The organism is Rhodospira trueperi, assembly GCF_900101965.1.
Lineage (GTDB): Bacteria > Pseudomonadota > Alphaproteobacteria > Rhodospirillales > Rhodospirillaceae > Rhodospira > Rhodospira trueperi.
The window spans coordinates 391,027-409,672 of record NZ_FNAP01000002.1 but is presented as its reverse complement, the minus strand read 5'-3'; the positions used below and the strand labels follow the sequence as shown (position 1 = coordinate 409,672).

The 18,646-nt window shown below is 68.4% G+C and carries 18 protein-coding genes and 1 tRNA gene; 13 read left to right on the top strand and 6 right to left on the bottom strand.

From position 1 onward, the window contains the following. Window positions 1-105: 105 nt before the first annotated feature. Genes BLS85_RS05150 through BLS85_RS05140 form a run of 3 tightly spaced genes read left to right on the top strand, consistent with a single transcriptional unit; the run spans window position 106 to window position 3,610 of the window. Window positions 106-1,068: a TAXI family TRAP transporter solute-binding subunit gene (locus BLS85_RS05150; protein ID WP_092783108.1), complete on the top strand. Its 963-nt coding sequence runs from the start codon at window positions 106-108 to the stop codon at window positions 1,066-1,068. A gap of 26 nt (window positions 1,069-1,094) precedes the next feature. Further along, entirely contained in the window at window positions 1,095-1,598 is a 504-nt protein-coding gene (locus tag BLS85_RS05145) for a DUF1850 domain-containing protein (protein WP_245699085.1), read from the top strand. Beyond that, window positions 1,595-3,610 (top strand): TRAP transporter permease, encoded by a 2,016-nt coding sequence (locus BLS85_RS05140; protein WP_092783105.1) that lies wholly within the window; start codon window positions 1,595-1,597, stop codon window positions 3,608-3,610. Before BLS85_RS05145 ends, BLS85_RS05140 begins: the two co-directional genes overlap by 4 nt. A gap of 167 nt (window positions 3,611-3,777) precedes the next feature. On the opposite strand, the gene BLS85_RS05135 is transcribed toward BLS85_RS05140, so the two are convergent. Both BLS85_RS05135 and BLS85_RS05130 read right to left on the bottom strand, forming a co-directional pair. Further along, window positions 3,778-3,853, bottom strand: a tRNA-Thr gene (locus tag BLS85_RS05135). A gap of 175 nt (window positions 3,854-4,028) precedes the next feature. Continuing rightward, window positions 4,029-4,250: a DUF1674 domain-containing protein gene (locus tag BLS85_RS05130; RefSeq protein ID WP_092783103.1), complete on the bottom strand. Its 222-nt coding sequence runs from the start codon at window positions 4,248-4,250 to the stop codon at window positions 4,029-4,031. Window positions 4,251-4,390: 140 nt separating this feature from the next. Here BLS85_RS05130 and htpX point away from each other — a divergent pair, with 140 nt between their 5' ends. Next, entirely contained in the window at window positions 4,391-5,329 is a 939-nt protein-coding gene (htpX, locus tag BLS85_RS05125; protein ID WP_092783100.1) for a zinc metalloprotease HtpX, read from the top strand. Window positions 5,330-5,430: 101 nt separating this feature from the next. Further along, window positions 5,431-6,276, top strand: a complete 846-nt coding sequence (locus tag BLS85_RS05120) for a hypothetical protein (RefSeq protein ID WP_092783097.1) — start codon at window positions 5,431-5,433, stop codon at window positions 6,274-6,276. 19 nt (window positions 6,277-6,295) lie between these two features. Here BLS85_RS05120 and BLS85_RS05115 read toward each other — a convergent pair whose 3' ends face one another. From BLS85_RS05115 to BLS85_RS05100, 4 genes are all read right to left on the bottom strand, one after another. Beyond that, complete coding sequence (locus BLS85_RS05115; RefSeq protein WP_092783094.1) at window positions 6,296-6,814, bottom strand: hypothetical protein; 519 nt, start codon at window positions 6,812-6,814, stop codon at window positions 6,296-6,298. Window positions 6,815-6,891: 77 nt separating this feature from the next. Continuing rightward, window positions 6,892-7,992 (bottom strand): TRAP transporter substrate-binding protein, encoded by a 1,101-nt coding sequence (locus BLS85_RS05110; RefSeq protein WP_092783091.1) that lies wholly within the window; start codon window positions 7,990-7,992, stop codon window positions 6,892-6,894. Window positions 7,993-8,281: 289 nt separating this feature from the next. Further along, window positions 8,282-8,818 carry an RNA 2',3'-cyclic phosphodiesterase gene (thpR, locus tag BLS85_RS05105; protein ID WP_092783088.1) on the bottom strand — a complete coding sequence of 179 codons (537 nt, stop codon included), beginning with the start codon at window positions 8,816-8,818 and terminating at the stop codon, window positions 8,282-8,284. Next, a complete protein-coding gene (locus tag BLS85_RS05100; protein WP_218128293.1) occupies window positions 8,797-9,498 on the bottom strand; it encodes an arylesterase in 702 nt (233 codons plus the stop codon). Before BLS85_RS05100 ends, thpR begins: the two co-directional genes overlap by 22 nt. On the opposite strand from BLS85_RS05100, the gene BLS85_RS05095 reads away from it, so the two are divergent. The 8 genes from BLS85_RS05095 (at window position 9,497) to BLS85_RS05060 (ending at window position 18,631) form a co-directional block, all read left to right on the top strand. Next, complete coding sequence (locus BLS85_RS05095; protein ID WP_092783083.1) at window positions 9,497-10,210, top strand: ABC transporter ATP-binding protein; 714 nt, start codon at window positions 9,497-9,499, stop codon at window positions 10,208-10,210. The genes BLS85_RS05100 and BLS85_RS05095 overlap by 2 nt on opposite strands. Beyond that, window positions 10,207-12,735, top strand: coding sequence for an ABC transporter permease (locus BLS85_RS05090; protein ID WP_342729105.1), 2,529 nt, complete (start codon window positions 10,207-10,209; stop codon window positions 12,733-12,735). Before BLS85_RS05095 ends, BLS85_RS05090 begins: the two co-directional genes overlap by 4 nt. Window positions 12,736-12,891: 156 nt before the next feature. Then, complete coding sequence (gene ndk / locus BLS85_RS05085; protein ID WP_092783081.1) at window positions 12,892-13,314, top strand: nucleoside-diphosphate kinase; 423 nt, start codon at window positions 12,892-12,894, stop codon at window positions 13,312-13,314. Window positions 13,315-13,579: 265 nt separating this feature from the next. Continuing rightward, a complete protein-coding gene (gene pseB / locus BLS85_RS05080) occupies window positions 13,580-14,581 on the top strand; it encodes a UDP-N-acetylglucosamine 4,6-dehydratase (inverting) (RefSeq protein ID WP_092783078.1) in 1,002 nt (333 codons plus the stop codon). Beyond that, window positions 14,578-15,768, top strand: a complete 1,191-nt coding sequence (gene pseC / locus BLS85_RS05075) for a UDP-4-amino-4,6-dideoxy-N-acetyl-beta-L-altrosamine transaminase (protein ID WP_092783075.1) — start codon at window positions 14,578-14,580, stop codon at window positions 15,766-15,768. The genes pseB and pseC overlap by 4 nt, the downstream gene beginning before the upstream one ends. Next, complete coding sequence (gene pseF / locus BLS85_RS05070; protein WP_092783072.1) at window positions 15,765-16,469, top strand: pseudaminic acid cytidylyltransferase; 705 nt, start codon at window positions 15,765-15,767, stop codon at window positions 16,467-16,469. Before pseC ends, pseF begins: the two co-directional genes overlap by 4 nt. A 33-nt stretch (window positions 16,470-16,502) precedes the next feature. Beyond that, window positions 16,503-17,561, top strand: a complete 1,059-nt coding sequence (pseG, locus tag BLS85_RS05065) for a UDP-2,4-diacetamido-2,4,6-trideoxy-beta-L-altropyranose hydrolase (protein ID WP_092783069.1) — start codon at window positions 16,503-16,505, stop codon at window positions 17,559-17,561. Further along, window positions 17,555-18,631, top strand: coding sequence for a DegT/DnrJ/EryC1/StrS family aminotransferase (locus BLS85_RS05060; RefSeq protein WP_092783066.1), 1,077 nt, complete (start codon window positions 17,555-17,557; stop codon window positions 18,629-18,631). The genes pseG and BLS85_RS05060 overlap by 7 nt, the downstream gene beginning before the upstream one ends. Window positions 18,632-18,646 lie beyond the last annotated feature (15 nt).

Sequence of the window (18,646 nt, the reverse complement as noted above, 5' to 3'; positions counted from 1 at the left end):
GCTCGCATGAAAAAGGGGTTGGGGCACGAACCAACAGGCACCGGTCGGTCGTGACCGCGCCGAAAAATCGCCAAAGCGCCCCAGCCAAACCAGGGAGGATGGTTCATGAACGAAGTGCGCAATCTGTTCGCGGCGGCCCTGATCGGGCTTGCCTCTCCGGCCATGGCAGAGACCCAGCTGTCCATCGCCACCGGCGGCACCGGCGGTGTCTACTATCCCTACGGCGGCGGCCTGGCGGAACTGATCAACAAGTACGTTGACGGCGCCAGCGCGGTCGCCGAGGTCACCGGCGCATCGGTCGAGAACATGGGCCTCGTCTCGCGTCAGGACAGCGACATCGCCCTGGCGCTGGCCGACACGGTGTACGCGGGCCATACCGGTACCGGCCGGTTCGAGGGCCGCATGCTCGACACTGTCGTCGCCCTGGGCTGCATCTACCCCAACGCGGTGCAGATCGTCACCCTGACCGACAGCGGGATCACCAGCCTCGCCGACCTGAGGGGCAAGCGGGTGTCGGTCGGCGCGCCGGGCAGCGGCACCGAGGTCAGCGCCAAGACCATCCTGGCGGCCAACGGGATTTCCTATGACGACTTCGAGCCGCAGCGCCTGAACTTCAACGAAACCGCCGATGCCCTGCGCGACGGCGACATCGACGCCGGGTTCTGGAGCGTCGGCCCGCCCACCAGTTCGATCATCAACCTCGCCACCAACCGTGACATCGCCCTTGTTGCCCTGAGCGACGAGGAGATCGAGAAGGCGCGCGCCGCCGAACCGACCTTCGCCGCCTATACCCTGCGGGCCGGCATCTACGAGGGCATCGCCGAGCCGGTCCCGACCATCTCCACCCCCAACGTCCTGATCGCCAACAGCGCCATGGACGAGGAGCTGGCCTACAACGTGACCCGCGTTCTGTTCGAGCATGTGGACGAACTGCGGGCCATCCACCCCGCCGCCAACGACACCACCATCGAGTTCTCGCTGGGCGCGACCCCGATCCCGCTGCATCCGGGCGCGGCGCGCTATTACGAGGAGACGGGCGCGGAGGTGCCCGACCGCCTGAAGCCGTGAGCCGGCGCCGACCGGGGCGGCGGCCGATGGTCGCCGCCCCGGCCGTCCTGATGGTGGCCGCCCTGCTGGCGGTCCATCCCGACGCAAGCGCCGACGAACCGGTCGTGGACCGACTGGAGGCCGTGACCGCCGACGGACGGCGCGTCGCGACCCTGGCCGTACCGCGCGGAAGCGGTTGGTGCCTGCACTGGAATCACTCCGTGACCGGGGATCCCGTGGTGGACTGCTACGTCAACGATGGCGGGCGGATGACCCTCAGCCATGCGATCCAGCCCGACTTCGCCGCCGGGCTGGGGCATTTTCCCGGCCGGGGCGTGTTCCGCGCGGGACCAGGCGGAACCTATCTGATCGACGCCATCGACGAGCCCGTGCCCGGCAACGCCTATGTGCTACGCGTGGGATCGGCGGCCGTGGACCATCGTCTGGTCGCCGATGACGGCCGAATCGCCCCGCTTTCGGCCGTGGCCGCCGGACAGCGGGTCGTCCTGCGCCTGCGACCGGGCGGCGCCACTGGAGAGGATCAGCGATGACCGCGACCGGCGCCGCACCCGCCTCCGAAACGGTGGAGGACCAGCAGGGGCGAACCCTGCGCGGCTGGCTGATCGCCGCCGTGGCCATCGCGCTGTCGCTGTTCCAGCTCTACGGCGCCGGGATCCAGCCGCTGGGGCTGTTCTATCAGCGCGGGATCCATCTCGGCTTCATCATGGCGCTGGCGTTCCTGCTGATTCCCCTGACCAGGACCCGGGGCGCGCGCAGCCTGCCCGCGCGGCTGATCGACACGGCGTTCCTGGGCGGGGCCATCGTCAGCGGCGCCTACATCACCGTGTTTCTGGACGACATCGTCAACCGCGCCGGCTTCTGGACCTCCACCGACATCGTGGTGGGCTGCATCGCCGTCGTGACCCTGCTGGAGGCCAGCCGGCGCGCGATCGGCCTGGGCATGACCCTGATCGCGGTGACCGCGATCCTCTACGCGCTGGCCGGGCCCCGGGGCGCGCTGCCGTGGCTGGGCGCGTGGTTGCCCGGCATCCTGGCCCACCGAGGCAGCGACCTAGACCGTCTGGTGGGGCAACTCTACCTGGGGCAGGAGGGCATCTTCGGCCTGCCGCTGGGTGTCGCCGCCACCTACATCTTCGTCTTCGTGCTGTTCGGCGCCTTCCTGGAGGTCACGGGCGCTGGGCGGTTCTTCATCGACCTCGCCTACGCCGCCACCGGCCGCCGTCGCGGCGGGCCGGCGAAGGCGGCGGTACTGGCCTCCGCCGGGATGGGCTCGATCAGCGGTTCGGCCATCGCCAACGTGGTCACCACCGGCGCCTTCACCATCCCGCTGATGAAGCGCCTGGGCTACCGCCCGTCCCAGGCCGGCGGGATCGAGGCGGCGGCCTCGACCGGCGGCCAGATCACGCCGCCGCTGATGGGGGCGGGCGCCTTCCTGATCTCGGAATACACCAACATCCCGTACCTGGAGATCGTCGCCGTCTCCATCTTCCCGGCGGTGCTGTACCTGGGCACCGTCTACCTGTTCGTTCACATCGCCGCCCTGAAGCAGGGCATGCAGGGCATGGCGCCCGACGAACTGCCGGACCTGCGCCGGGTTCTGGCCGACGGCTGGCAGTTCATCCTGCCGCTGGGCGTTCTTGTCGGCCTGCTGGTGATGAACCTGTCGCCCATGCGGGTGGGCTTCTGGGCCATTGTGTCCGTGGTCGGCGTCGCCGTCGCCCGCGCCGCCCTGTGGATGCTGTTCGTCGCCCCCCGGCGCGGCGAGCGGATGGATACGGCGGGTGTGTGGCGGGCGGCCCTGCGCGGTCTGGCCCTGCTGGTCAAGGCCCTGGAGGTGGGCGCCCGCAATGCCGTCGCCGTCAGCATCGCCTGCGCCGTGGCCGGCATCCTGGTGGGTGTCGTCGGCCTGACCGGGCTGGGGCTGAAGTTCTCCTCGATGATGGTGGCGTTTTCCGGCGGCAGTGTCGTCCTGGCCCTGGTCCTGGTGCTGCTGGCCAGTCTGGTGCTGGGGATGGGGTTGCCGGTGACGGCCTCGTACATCGTCCTGGTGGTGCTGGTCGGCCCCGCGCTGCACAGCGATTTCGGCATCCCGCTGCTGATCGCCCATCTTGTCGTGTTCTGGTACTCCCAGGACAGCAACGTCACCCCGCCCATTGCCCTGGCCGGATTCGCTGGCGCGGCCATCGCCGGGGCCTCGCCGATGCGCACCAGTCTTCAGGCCTGGAAGTTCGCCAAGGGCCTGTACCTGATCCCGCTGTTCATGGTGTTCAATCCGGTCATCATCATGGGCGGCCCGCTGCCTCTGGTGCTCTGGACCGCCGTCCTGGCGATGCTGGCCCTGGCCGCGTTCGCCGCCGCGCTGGAGGGTTATCTGGTCGCCCCCATGGACCCGGTGTCCCGACTCCTGGTGATCCCCGCGACCATCGCCGTGTTCCAGCCCGACCTGACCATCGAGGCGGCGGGCGCCGCCGCCCTGACCGGCATCCTGGCCCTGAACGTGGTGAAGGCGCGACGGGGTGAGACCGGCCGACCAAAGGGCTGACCCTTTGGGGGGCGCTGCGGCGAGAGATCCAAAGCCTCATCGCCACCGGCTCGTCGCCGTGACCACGAGACCGCTGTGTCAGCCCTATCGTCGTCCAGCGTAGAACAGCCCCCCCGGAGGAGCGGAACCGGGAGGGGATGCGGAACAGAGCCTGGGGGAGAAAATGCTGGTGCCGCAGGAGGGACTTGAACCCCCGACCCACGCATTACGAATGCGTTGCTCTACCAGCTGAGCTACTGCGGCATCGAACGGCCTGAGACGGCGCGTCCCAGGCGGAAGGCGCACACCATAAGAGGCCCGTGGCCGCGTGACAAGCACTCAACGCGGTCATGCCCGAAAATTCGGCGGGAACGGCGGGGCGGCCGCCCGGATCGGAGAGCCGCCCGCGTGTTCTCAATCCGGCGCGCCGGCTCCCAACTCAAAAGTCGGAGCAGCGGCCCTTGCGTTCCCAATCGTTGTAACGGGTCGGCTCCGGCCCGTTGGGGCCGCCAACCTCGGGACTGTCTCCGCCGTCGTCACGGCGCACCGCCTTGCGTGCGGACGCGGAGTCTCCGGAACCGGTGCCCGCTTCCGTCAGGGGTAGCGGCAGGCTGTCGCCCCATCCATTCGCTGGATCGGGTTTGGTGGTGTGGTCCGTCATGGTCGTGTTCTCCCTGTTTCCGCGCGGTGGCATGCCGGTGTTGCCCCGGCTTGATCCCCCGTCGCATGACCTTGTTTTCACTTGATCGGCGAGAACCCGAACCTATCTCGTGGACGCTGACCACCCACGGAGATACGCCCATGTCCTTCGCCCGTGTCGCCCTCCTTCTGGCCGCGATGACCGGCCTGTTCCTGACCGTCGGTTACATGATCGGCGGCGCCGGCGGCATGATCATCGCGTTGCTGATCGCCCTCGGCATGAACGGTTTCGCGTACTGGAACTCGGACAAAGCCGTGCTGTCCATGCACGGGGCCCGGCAGGTCACCGAGCGCGAGGCGCCGGAGTTCGTCGGCCTCGTCCGCGACTTGGCGCGTCGGGCCGACCTGCCGATGCCGAAAGTGTACATCATCAACACGCCACAGCCCAACGCCTTTGCGACCGGACGCAATCCGGCGAACGCCGCCGTGGCGGCCACCACCGGCCTTCTCAACATGATGAGCCGCGAGGAGGTCACTGGCGTGATGGCGCATGAGCTGGCCCACGTCAAGCACCGCGATACGCTGACGATGACGGTGACCGCGACCATCGCGGGTGCCATCGGCATGCTGGCCAACTTCGCCTTCTTCTTTGGCGGCAATCGAGACAATCCGATGGGCGTGGTCGGCGCCATCCTGGTGGCCATCCTGGCGCCCATCGCGGCCATGGTCGTGCAGATGGCCATTTCACGCCACAACGAATACAACGCCGACGCCGAGGGCGCGCGCATCAGCGGCAATCCGGAGTGGCTGGCCCGCGCGCTGGAGAAGCTGGAGCGGGGCGCGCGGTCCATCGACAACCACGCCGCGGAGCGCAACCCGGCCACGGCCCACCTGTTCATCGTCAACCCGCTGCACGCCCACAAGCACGACAGCCTGTTCAGCACCCACCCGTCCACGGCCAACCGGGTCCGGGCGCTGCGCGGGATGGCCGCCCAAAGCGGACCCGAGTCGGCGCCGGTCTCCGCTGGCGCGACCGCCGCCGCCTCCCGCATTCCATCGCGGGGCGGAACGGCGCGACGCAAGCGCGGTCCCTGGGGCTGAGTCCGGCCCCATCCAGCAGGGGACGGCGCCCAAACGCTTGAACCCCCTTCGTCTTCGCACCACCCTACCCGTTGAACACGCGGCATCGGGGAGGGGCGTCGATGAACGAGCGTGTGGGCGTCGAGACCCAGGGGATCAGCCGCGACTGGCGGCGGGCCACGGGCAGCTACGATGTCATCGACCGGGGCCCGATGGCCCAGGCCGCGCTGCTGGACGCGTTGCGGCGCGTCCAGCCCCTTCAGGAACCGGCGGACGCCGACGAGGACTGCCCCCCGCATGTCCTGACGAACGGCCCGGCCGGGCGTTTCAGCTTCGCCATGCGCGGCGGCACCATCCACTGTCATCAGACCGGCGGACACATCCCGCCCGAGGGGGCGGCCGATCTGGCGTTCGGCCGCCCCAACGCCGGCACGAAGACGGGGCGAGGCGCGCCCGGCCGGCGCCCGGCCTTCGGGCGGCGGGTCGATCCCGGGCACACCGCCGTCGGCAACCAGAGGCGCGCGACGCGCCCGGACAGAGGCGAACCGGCCGTCGCTTGGCCGAACATCGCTGCCGCGCCGCGCGCGGATCGTCTGCCGGACGACGGCGAGGCGGCCCGCAAGCGGACGGTCGCCGTTGTTGCCGCCGTCATCGTCAGCGGGACGGGCGCGGCGGTCGTCCTATCCAAATTGCCCGCCACGTTTCCACAATTGGGACCCGACTGGATTGACCTGTTTCCCTGGTACACGGGAGATGACGGCGTGGCCCTGGGGCTGGTCTTGTTCGCGCTGGGGGCGGTCATCACCATGAGGACGTTTCGCGTGACCAGTCGAAACCACCGTCTGCGCCGACAGATCGGCGACAGCTATCTGTATCGTGGCTCGTCCGTCAGGTGGAGCGACGACGATGGGGATGGAGACGGGGACGGCGGAGACGGCGGTGATGGCGGCGGCGACGGGGGCGACTGACCCCCGCCGGCCAACGCCGTCAGTCCGGACACACCGCGTCGAACAGGTAGGCCGGCTCACGGTCGAACTGCCAGTTCAACTCGTCGGGCAGCGTCTCGGGGTTCAATTCGGTATCGGGCGGCAGGCTGGACCGGCGGCCCCGCTCGCAGTCCAGCGCCTGGGGCACGGTCATGGTCGGGTTACCCTCGGCGATCAACAGCATCTCGACCAGATACACCCCCGGCAGACCGGGATGCGCCGCGATGGTCGGCTGATCAATAGCGATGAAGTGCGTGGCCCGGGGCCACAGGTAGGTCCAGGGCTCATAGGCGCTGCTGTCGCGGAAGGTCTGGATAACCTCAACGCCCTCGGGAAGACGCTCGATCATCGTGTCCGCCCAGGAATAGCGCAGGTAGATGACGCCCCCCAGAATCGAGACGCCAATGGTCGCCGGGATGAGAAACCCCGGGATGGCGCGCCCCGCCAGACGGAACAACACCAGAAGGACACCGATGGCCAGCGCGGCCAGACAGGTGGTGACGAGAAATGTGACGAACATGGAAGGCCTATGTGTTCCGGCGGGACATCAAAACGGAAGACGGGGCGGAGGGGCGAACGCCCCTCCCGGAACCCCGGTCACCCGCCGAACACGCGCCGGCGCATCTCCAGGACGGGCAGATCGAAGTTGGCCTGATAGGCCTCCGCCTGTCGGGTGAAGGTCATGAACGCGTCGTGAACCTTGCGGGTCAGGGCGTCCTTCTCCGCGATCTCCTCGACCACCTCCATGGTTTTTTCGCCCATGGCCTCGACCACCTCCGGCGGGAAGGCGCGCAACTCGATCTCCGGGAAGTTCTTCCGCATTTCCGAGAACACCTTGATGTTGTTGAAGGTGAAGTCGGCCAGCGTGGTCTCGCAGGTGGCACGCGCGGCGTACCTGATAATGGCCTTCAGGTCGTCAGGCAGGGCGGCGAAGCGGTCCTTGTTGACGATCACCTCCAAGCCCGGACCCGGCTCGTGGAACGCCGGCACATAGTAGTACTTGGCCGCCTTTTGCAGGCCGAAGGCGATGTCGAGCCAGGGGCCGACCCACTCGGCGGCGTCCACGGCGCCGGACATCAGGGAAGGCTGGATCTCGCCCGGCGGCGTCAGCACGACCGCGACGCCCAGGCGGCGCATGACCTCGCCGCCCAGGCCGGCGATGCGCATCTTCAGGCCCTTGAGATCGTCGAGCCCGTTGATCTCGGTGTTGAACCATCCGCCGGACTGTGCCCCCGACGAACCGGCGTAGAACGGCACGACGTTGAAGGGCGCGTAAACCTCTTCCCACAGCGCCTGACCGCCGCCGAAGTGGATCCAGGCGCTCAGCTCCCAGGCCATCAACCCGAAGGGAACGGTGGTGAAGTAATTCAGGGCCGGCGACTTGCCGACCCAGTAATACGGCGTGGAGTGGGCAATCTGGGCGGTATCCGCCTGCACGGCGTCCAGACATTCGAACGGCGGGACAAGCTCACCGGCGGCGAACAGCCGGATCGTCAGACGGCCGCCGCTCATTTCGGTGACCATGTCGGCGAAGCGCTGTGCGTTGACCCCGACACCCGGCGCGTTCTTCGGCCAGGTGGTCACCATCTTCCACTCCTGGGTGTCCTGGGCCCGCGCCACCGCCGGGGCCGCCAGGGTTGCCGCGCCCGTGGTCACACCGGCCACCGCCGCGCCTGTCAGGAACTCGCGCCGCTTCATGTCTGCTCTCTCCTCCCAAACACAATCGTTGGCCGGGCCTTCACCGAGTCATCGCCAGCCCGGCCCGGGCTCCGCGCCCGCCGTCCACCAAAGCCGCATCATGGCTTAGCACGAAACCGACAGGTCGAAAACGGCGCGGTTGAGCACAGCAGGGCGTGGCCGATGGATCGGTTCGATCCTGGGCCTTTCGGTGATGGCCGACGGCAAGACGGGACGCCTGGATCGCGGGTCACGGCCACCGCGCACCGCCCCGAACCGGATCACGCGAACGTCGCTTGGCAGGGACCGGCTACGACCTCATGGGATAGCGTTCCAGCACCTCGTACTGGGCGCCATCGCGGGTCAGGTGGCTTCGGTACAAGACCACCGCGTCGGCCGTGAAGGGCGCGAAGGCGCGCGCGTTGTGGGCGCCGATGAAGCCTTCCAGCCGCGCCCGGTCGGGGTTTTTCAGCCGCGCCAGCGTGACATGGGGCAGAAACTTGCGGGTTTCCTTCGGAAAGCCGGCACGGACGACGGCGTTCTCGACCGCGCCGTGCAGATGGACCAGGGCCGGGTCCTTCTCCGCGCCCACCCACAGGGCATTCATGCGGCGGCCCTGCCCGAAGGTGCCGATGCCCTGGAGCCGCACCGGCGCCGGCGCGGCCGTCAGGGTCGCCAGTTCGGCGTCCAGATCCTCGGCCTCGGCCGGATTGACCTCCCCAATGAAGCGCAAGGTCAGGTGCAGGTTGCCCGCCTCCACCCAGCGCGCGCCGGGCAGCCCGATGGCCAGCGCCGCCAGTTCCCCGCGCAACGCCTCCGGCGGGTCTAGTCCCAGGAACAGCCGCATGGGTCCACCTTGTGCAACAGCTCCTCGACCTTGGGCAGAATGGTCTCGACCATCACCGCCACCCCGTCGGCCGTGGGATGAAGGCCGTCCGCCTGATTGAGCGTCGGGTCGGCGGCGACGCCCTTGAGGAAGAACGGATAGAGCAAGACCGCCGTGCGTTCGGCGACCTCCGGAAACACGGCATTGAAGGCCTCCCCGTACTCCCGGCCTAGGTTCGGCGGGGCCAGCATGCCGGCGATGAGAACCTGAATCTCCTGGGATTTCAGCCGGCGGACGATGGCGGTCAGGTTCTCGCGGGTTTGCTCAGGATCGAGCCCGCGCAGGCCGTCGTTGGCGCCCAGGGCGACAATCGCCGCGTCGGGCTCCTCGGCCAGCACCCAGTCCAGCCGCGCCCGCCCGCCGGCGGTGGTGTCTCCGGAGATGCCGGCGTTGAGCACCGTGACGGGGTAGTCCCGCGCCCGCAACGCCTGCTCCAACTGGACCGGGAACGCCTTGTCCTGGGGCAGGTTGTAGCCAGCGGTCAGGCTGTCGCCCAGCACCATCAGGCGCATGTCCTCGGCCGCCGCCGGCGCAGACAGGACCGTGACGAACGCCAGCGTCACGACAACGGCTTTCAACCACCGCCGCGCATGCCCATATCCGCGCCAAGTGGACAGGAACCAAAGGCTTGCAAGCTTCATGACGGACTCCCCGACGGCCCCGCCGACCATCCGCCTGCGCGGCGTGCGCCTGACCCTGACGGGTCCGGCCGGCTCGGTCAACATTCTGCGCGGGCTCGATCTGGACGTGCCCCAGGGGCAGGCGCTGGGCTTGGTGGGACCGTCCGGGGCCGGCAAATCCAGCCTGCTGATGGTCGCCGCCGGCCTGCAACGCCCGACGCAGGGCACGGTCCAGGTCGCCGGCCACGACCTGTCCGGGCTGGACGAGGACGCGTTGGCCCGCTTCCGCCGCGATCATGTGGGGGTGGTGTTCCAGGGCTTCCACCTGGTGCCGACCATGACGGCCGAGGAGAACGTCGCCGTGCCGCTGGAGTTCGCCGGCCGCCGCGATGCCTTTGAGGTCGCCCGGACGCGGCTGGAGGCGGTCGGCCTGGGGCACCGTCTGGGGCACTATCCCGGCCAGTTGTCCGGGGGCGAGCAGCAGCGCGTGGCGTTGGCGCGGGCCTTCGCGCCCGACCCCCTTCTTTTGCTGGCCGACGAGCCCACCGGCAACCTGGACGGCGAGACCGGCCGGCGGGTCATGGACCTGCTGTTCGGCCTGCATGACGAGCAGAAGACGACCCTGGTCCTGATCACCCACGACCCGGCCCTGGCGGCGCGCTGTGACCGGATCGTGCGCATCGACGACGGGCGTATCGTGGATGACCGCCCGGCCAACGAGGCCGCGGCGTGACCCCGCCCCTCTCTCTCCGGCTGGCCCTGCGCGAGATGCGCGGCGGCCTATCGGGATTCCGCGTGCTGGTCGCCTGTCTGGCGCTGGGGGTGTTCGCCATGGCCGCCGCCGGGTCCATGACCCGCGCTATTCAGGAGGGGCTGGACGCCGACGCCCAGGCCCTGCTGGGCGGAGATCTGGAGGTGGAACGGCGCTACCGCCCACCCGATGACGCCCAGATGGCGCTGATGCGGGAGATCGCCACGGTGGCGCCCACCGTGGACATGCGGGCCATGGCCATCGCGCCCGGCGACGACGGCGGACGGGCACTGGTGGAACTGAAGGCGGTGGACGACGCCTATCCGCTCTACGGCGCGATGGAGCTGACAGGCGGTGGCGCGCTCGGCGACGCGCTGGCGCGACGGAACGGCGCCTGGGGCGCGGTGGCGGATCCGAACCTGCTGTCCCGCCTGGGTTTGTCCGTGGGCGATGCCGTCCGCGTCGGCGAGGCGACAGTCGAGATCCGCGACACCATTGCCCGCGAACCCGACCGGGTGGCCAGCCTGTTCTCGCTCGGCCCGCGCCTGATGATCCATCACGACGCGTTGCCGGAGACGGCGTTGATCCAGCCGGGCAGCCTCCTCACCTACGACACGATGCTGCGGGCGGACAGGGGCGTGTCGGCCGAGGCGATCCGGGCGCGCCTGACCGAGGCGTTCCCGGAGGCCGGCTGGCGCCTGCGCGGCACCGACGCGGCGGCGCCGGGCCTGACGATCTTTCTGGAGAACCTGACGCTCTATCTGACGCTCGTGGGGCTGACGGCCCTGCTGGTGGGTGGGATCGGGGTGGCCAACGCCGCCCGCGCCTATCTGCAGGGGCGCATGACCACCATCGCCACGCTGAAATGCCTGGGGGCGCCGGCCGGCGTGATCTTCCGCGTCTATCTGATCCAGATCGGCCTGCTCGCCGTGCTGGGCGTGGCCATCGGGCTGGCGGCCGGCGTGGCGGCGCCCTTTGTCGCCGAGGCGCTGTTCGGCGACTGGTTGCCGGTGCGGGCGCGGGTGACGGTCTATCCCGAACCGGTGCTGCTGGCCCTGGTCAGTGGCCTTCTGGTGGCGCTGGTGTTCGCGGTGTGGCCGCTGGCGCGGGCGCGCGACATCCCCGCCCTGGCCATCTTCCAGGGCATGACCGCCGAGACCCGCCGCTGGCCCCGGCGGCGCTATCTGCTGGGGCTGGCGGTGGCACTGGCGGCGCTGGTGGCGCTGACCGTCGCCAGCGCCCACGAGCCGCGCTTCGCCGCCGTCTTCGTGGCTGGCGCCGCCGGCGCGCTGGGGCTGTTCGGGCTGGCCGCCGTGGGCGTACGGAGTCTGGCCCGCCGTGCCGGGCCGCTGGCGCGCGGCCGGCCGGGGCTGCGTCTGGCGCTGGCCAACCTGCATCGGCCGGGATCGGCCACCGCGTCGGTGGTGCTGTCGCTGGGGCTGGGTCTGTCGGTGTTGGTGATCGTCGCCCTGATCCAGGGCAATCTGGGGCGTCAGATCGACGAGCGGCTGCCGCGCGAGGCACCCTCGTACTTCTTCATCGACGTCCAGCCGCATCAGGTCGACCCGCTGAAGGCTCTGTTCGCGGCACAGCAGGGGGTCGGCCGCACCGCCTTCGCCGACATGGTGCGCGGTCGCATCACCCGGCTGGACGGGATCCCGGTATCCGAGGTCGACATTCATCCCGACGCGCAATGGGCGGTGCGCGGCGACCGGGGGTTCACCACCGGGGACACGCCGCCGGAGGACTCGACCATCGTTCGGGGCGACTGGTGGCCGGCGGGCTACGACGGGCCGCCGCTGTTCTCGCTGACCGAGGACCTGGCCGACGGCTTCGGCCTGGAGATCGGCGACACCCTGACCGTGAACATCCTGGGCCGCGAGATCACCGGTGCCCTGGCGAACACCCGCACGGTGAACTGGGGCTCGCTGCGCATCAACTTCACGTTCATGGTTTCGCCCAACGCCCTGGCCGGGGCGCCGCGCACCTGGATCGCCACCGTGCGCGTGGACGACGCCCACGAGGCGGCGCTGGAACGCGCGGTCACCGATGCCTTCCCCAACGTCTCCGCCATCCGCGTCAAGAGCGCACTGGAGAGCGTGCGGGGCATCCTAGACACGGCGGCGCGGGCCATCACCGTGGCGGCGGCGGTGACGCTGGCGGCCGGGGCGCTGGTGCTGGCCGGGGCGTTCGCGGCCGGACACGCCCGGCGGGTCTACGAGTCGGTGGTGTTGAAGGTGGTGGGGGCGACGCGTGGGGCGTTGCTGCGCGGGTATCTGCTGGAATACGGCCTGCTCGGGCTGGCGACCGGGGCCATTGCCGCCGCCGTCGGCACCGCCGGCGCCTGGGCCGTGGTGGTGTTCGTCATGAAGGGCGACTGGGTGTTCCTGCCCGGCGTCGTGGCGGCGACGGTGGGCGCCTGCGTGCTGCTGACCCTGGCCGCCGGCTATGTGGGCACATGGCGGGCGCTGGGCGCGTCGGCGGCACCGCATCTGCGGAATGAATAGGCGCGCTTGCACATTTCGTCATGCCGCGACCCGTTGCCATCACAGACACAAGGGATTATAAGGCGCGCGCCCGTTCGGCCCCGGTTCACCGGTCCCGCCCTTATTGGGTCGCCGTCGGCCGGCCTCTCTCTCTTCAAGACACAGCAGGAAATCCCGATGGCCATCGAACGCACGCTTTCGATCATCAAGCCCGACGCCACACGCCGCAACCTGACCGGCGCCATCAACGCCCGGTTCGAGGAACGCGGCCTGCGCATCGTCGCCCAGCGGCGCGTCCAGTTGACCCAGACCCAGGCCGAGGGCTTCTACGCCGTCCACAAGGAACGCTCGTTCTTCGGCTCGCTGGTGGCGTTCATGTGCTCCGGCCCGGTCGTGGTCCAGGTCCTGGAAGGTGAGAACGCGGTCACCTTGAACCGCGAGATCATGGGCGCCACCAACCCGGCCAACGCCGAGGCCGGCACCATCCGCAAGGACTTCGCCGAGTCGATCGAGGCCAACTCGGTGCACGGCTCCGATTCGCCGGAGAACGCGGCCAAGGAAATCGCCTACTTCTTCTCCGAAGTCGACATCGTCGGCTGACCGGTCTCGCCCCAGGACAATTCTGGGGCTTGAACCGCAGTGGCCCGCGCTGTGGTCCGAATGCCCGCGGCGGATGAGTCCCTATCATCCTCCGCGTGGGTTCGGCGTGTTCGCGCGCGTGGCATCAATGAGTCGTTTGCACCAGTCTCGAGTGCAGTTCCCAGTCGTGCCGAACCGATTGAGCCATTGTTAACGTCTTTCCCCTATCGTTGCAGACATGACAGTATTGTCGGTGTTCTGTGGCGATTGAAGAAAGACGAAAACCATGTTCCACGGAAAGTCTATTCTCATAACCGGGGGCACCGGTTCATTCGGACGCCAGTATGCCCGCACAATTCTGAAGTCATACAGACCTCGTAGGCTGGTCATTTATTCCCGCGATGAGCTGAAACAGTTTGAGATGCAGGGGGAGTTCAACGACCCGTGCATGCGTTTTTTTCTGGGCGATGTCCGGGATTTTGAGCGGACGCGGCAGGCTTTCCAGGGCGTGGATTATGTCATCCACGCGGCGGCGCTGAAGCAGGTGCCGGCCGCTGAATACAATCCAACCGAAGTCATCCGGACCAATATCAACGGGGCCGAAAACGTCATCCGCGCCAGTCTGGAGGCGGGGGTCGAAAAGGTCATGGCGTTGTCCACGGACAAGGCGGCCAATCCGATCAATCTTTACGGCGCCACCAAACTGGCCTCGGACAAGCTGTTCGTCGCGGCCAACAACATCGCGGGCAACAAGATCACCCGGTTCGCGGTCACGCGCTACGGCAACGTGGCGGGATCGCGGGGATCCGTGATGCCGTTCTTCGCCCGCCTGATACGCGACGGGGCCGATCACCTTCCCATCACTGACGAGCGGATGACCCGGTTCTGGATTACGCTTCAAGAGGGCGTTGATTTCGTTCTGAAGAACTTTCACCGCATGGTCGGCGGCGAGATCTTCGTCCCCAAGATTCCGTCCATGCGCGTCGTTGATCTCGCCAAGGCCATGGCCCCGGACCTGCCGCTTGAGAACATCGGGATCCGGCCGGGCGAGAAACTGCACGAGATCATGTGCCCACGGGATTACGCGCACATCACATGGGAGTTTGCCGACCACTACGTTATCGAGCCGACGATCCGGTTTACGGACCACAATGTGGACTATGGCAACAACGCCATGGGCGAGACCGGCTCTCGGGTGGAACCCGATTTCGAGTACAACTCGGGTGAGAACGAACACTTCCTGTCCGTCGAAGAACTCCAGGACCTCAATGCGAAGCTCGGCGTATGATCCCGTACGGTCGCCATACCATCGAAGATGACGACATCGCGGCGGTCGCCGATGTTCTACGCAGTGAGGCCTTGACCGGAGGGGCAGCGGTCGGACGCTTCGAAACCGCTCTGGCGGCCGTCTCGGCGGCCCCGCACGCGGTTGTCTGCGCGAGTGGGACAGCGGCCCTGCACCTTGTCGCCATGGGGCTGGGGCTCGGCCCGGGGGACGCGGTGGTGGTTCCCTCCGTGACCTTCCTGGCCACGGCGAACGCGGCGCGGTACGTGGGGGCCGACGTGCGGTTCGCCGATGTCGATCCCGACACCGGTCTGATGACCCCCGAGACCCTGGAGGAGGCGTTGGCCCGGCCATCGCCGGGACGGCCGCGCGCCGTGATCGCGGTGCATCTGAACGGGCAATGCGCGGACATGGCGGGGCTGCTGACCGTCGCGGAGCGGCACGGCCTGACGGTGGTCGAGGACGCTTGTCACGCGCTCGGCGGCGCCTACCGGCTGGACGGCATCCGGCATCCCGTTGGCGCGGCGCCGCGGTCGGCCGCCGCGTGTTTTTCGTTCCATCCGGTCAAGACGGTGGCCATGGGCGAGGGCGGAGCCATCACCACGCGGGACGACGCGCTGGCGGATCGGGTGCGTCGGTTCCGCAACCACGGTATGACGCGCGATCCCGGGGCGTTCACCGAGACGGCCCAAGCCTTCGATCCATCGGGCGCGGCCAACCCCTGGTACTATGAGATGGCGGAGCCGGGGTTCAATTACCGGGCCTCTGACCTTCATTGCGCGCTAGGCGCCAGCCAGTTGGCCAAGCTGGATCGGTTCCTGGCCCGGCGCCGTGCGCTGGCCGCGCGGTACGACCGCGCGCTGGAGCCCTTCGCACCGCTGGTCCGGCCGATCCCGCGCGGCCCGACGGAGGACGACGGCTGGCATCTGTACGTGGCGCTGATCGACTTCGCGGCGCTCGGCCAGACGCGCGCCCGGGTCATGGAACGGCTGCGGGTCGCCGGCATCGGCACCCAGGTCCATTACCTGCCGGTGCATCGGCAACCTTACTACCGCGCGCTCGATCCCGACATCACCCTGCCGGGAGCCGACGCCTATTACGCCCGCTGCCTGTCGCTGCCTCTGTTCCCGGATCTGGATGACGGGGCCGTGGAGCGGGTGGCCGCGACCTTGGGGGAGATCCTGTCATGACGCGATTGGCTGTCATACCCGCGCGCGGTGGAAGCAAGCGCATCCCGCGCAAAAACATCCGACCGTTCTGCGGCAAGCCGATGATCGCCTGGTCGATCGAGGCGGCGCTGAAATCGGACTGCTTCGACGCCGTCATCGTCTCCACCGACGATGACGAGATCGCGGATGTCGCACGCGCGCACGGCGCGGCGGTCCCGTTCCGTCGACCGGCGGAACTGGCAAACGATCACGTCGTCACCGGCGACGTGATGTCTCATGCCATCGAGGCCTACGCGCAGGGCGCGGAGCAGCCGTCTTATGTCTGCTGCATTTATGCGACGGCGCCGTTCGTGGTTCCGGACGATCTGCGCGGGGGATATGAGCGGGTCACGGCGGAGGGCGTGAATTTCGCGTTCTCCGTGACGACGTTCGCCTTTCCGATCCAGCGGGCTCTGCGATTGCTGGAGGACGGTGGGGTCGCGATGTTCCAGCCGGAGCATGAATACACGCGCTCTCAGGACCTGGAGCCGGCGTACCACGATGCCGGGCAGTTCTATTGGGGCCGGGCGGAGGCGTGGCTGTCCCAGAAATCCGTCTTCGCGCCCTGGTCGGTGCCGATCGTGTTGCCCCGCTACCGGGTTCAGGACATCGACACGGAAGAGGATTGGGAGGTCGCCGAGCGTCTGTTCGCCCTGACGAGAGAGCGCGTCCTTGGGGGGTAAAGCGCTCGGGCCGTGAGCCGGGAGGGTGGGTCGATGAAGGTCATCGTGCGCGCGGATGCCTCGACGGACATCGGGTCGGGCCACGTCATTCGATGCCTGACACTGGCGACGGCGCTGCGACAGGACGGGGCCGAGGTCCGGTTCGTGTGCAGGGACTGCCCCGGTCATATGGCGGACCGGATCGCGGCCGCCGGGTTCGCGTTCACGCTCCTGCCCGCCGCCGGTCCCGCACCAACGTCCGCGACGGCGCGAACCGATGCGGCGCAAACCATCGGTGCCGTGGGGCCGGTCGCGCCCGAATGGGTCATTGCCGATCATTATGGTCTGGACCGGGCCTGGGATGCGGCGATCCGGCCGCACACGCGCGCCCTCGCCGTCATCGACGATCTGGCCTGCACGCCCCGCGACTGTGATCTCCTGATCAATCACACGGTTCGTCCCAATCTGGAGGCGTTCTACCGTCACGCCCTCCCGTCGCATTGCCGACGCTTTCTCGGGCCGGGTTACGTGTTGTTGCGGCCCGCGTTCGATCAGGGTGTCGCGCAACAACGAGACGGAACGGTCAAGCGTGTCCTGGTCTATTTCGGTGGCGCGGACACCGACAATCAGACACTCCGCGCCATGGAGGCCCTGTCGTGCTTCGATGGGATCGAAGCCACGGTCATTCTGGGCCTGCACCACCCATTTCAGTCCGAGATTGAACAGACCCCGGTCGCCCGGCGGTTCGATCTTGTGGCGTACTGCGATGACGTGGTCGGCGCCATGGCAACATCTGACCTTGCCTTGGGTGTCTGTGGCGGGGCGGCGTGGGAACGATGCGCGATGTCCCTGCCCTCCCTCGTCTGCATCACGGCGGACAATCAGGTTGAGGATGCTGAAATCCTGCATGAGAGGGGGGCGGTCGACTGTCTGGGCTGGTCGCGTGACGTCACGGCCCGGATCTGGACGGATGCCATGCGGCGCGCCCTGGACGACCCGGCGCGGGTGAGGCGGATGGGAACGGCGGCGCATGCGATTGTCGAGGGGCACGCACGCAACAGGGCGCAGATCGTGCAGGCGTTTCGCGACATCCCGGACTCGCGGCCATGTTGAGGGCGCTGTCGGAGGTCCTGGGGGGAGCGCATGTGGTGCCGGCGCCACGGGCGTCCCTGGGGCTTGTGGCCGCCCTGCGGGCGTGGGGTGGGGGCGGTTCCGTCGCGGTTCCATCCGCCGTCTGTCAGGACGTGGTCGTCGCCATCCTGGCGGCCGGTCGACGGCCCGAATTCTGCGATGTTGACGCGCGAACCGGCGCCGTTCCCCTGAGCGAGTGGCGGCGGGCAAGAGAGGCGGGCGCCTCCGCCGCCGTCGTCGTGCACCTCTACGGCAACCCCGTCGACACCGTCGGCATTCGGGAGATCTTTTCCGGCGGTCTGGTGATCGACGATGCCGCGCAGGCTCTTGGCGCGCGAACGCCCCGGAACCTCGCCGGCTTAGGCGGCGATGTGGGGCTCTTTTCCTTCGGCAGAACCAAGCATATCGAGGCGGGTGGTGCCGCGCTGGCCTGCTTCGACACAAGTCTCGCCGAGGCGTGCCGCCGATGTCTCGACCTGATGGAGCCGACGTCCCGCGCCGATCACGACGAGCGGCAGGCCCGTTTCAGACGCGGGTTCGACGCCGCGCGGGCCCATCTGCGCGAGTCCGGCGATCCCAGTCAATTCGCGGGGCTGCTGGACGGCCTGGAGCCCACGTTGCGCGTGCCGCCACCGGATGGGTGGCAGCAACGGGTATCGGATGCGTTGCCGGAGTTTCCGGCAGCTCTGGAGGAGCGTAGACTGAAGGCCGAGGCGTGGGCACGCGGTCTGGGTGCCGTCGGCTTCGAACCGGTGGGGATGGATGAGGCGGCGGCCCCCTGGCGCTACACCTGCCGCCTGCCGGGCCTGAACTGGTCCGCACAGCATGCCATCGGAACGGCGATCCGTCGTGGGGGCTTGGATGTCAGCCACTGGTATCTGCCGGCGCATTGGTACCGGGGGCCACATCAGGAGGGGTTTGAGGGAACCATTCAATTGAGCCGGGAGGTGTTTCAATTCTGGATCGACCAAACGATATCGGTTTCCGACATTCGTGAGGGTTCCAGTCTTGTTGCCGCAGCCGTTGAGCAGACCTGGCCCGAGCGAAGGTAACGTCTGGTCTTTCAA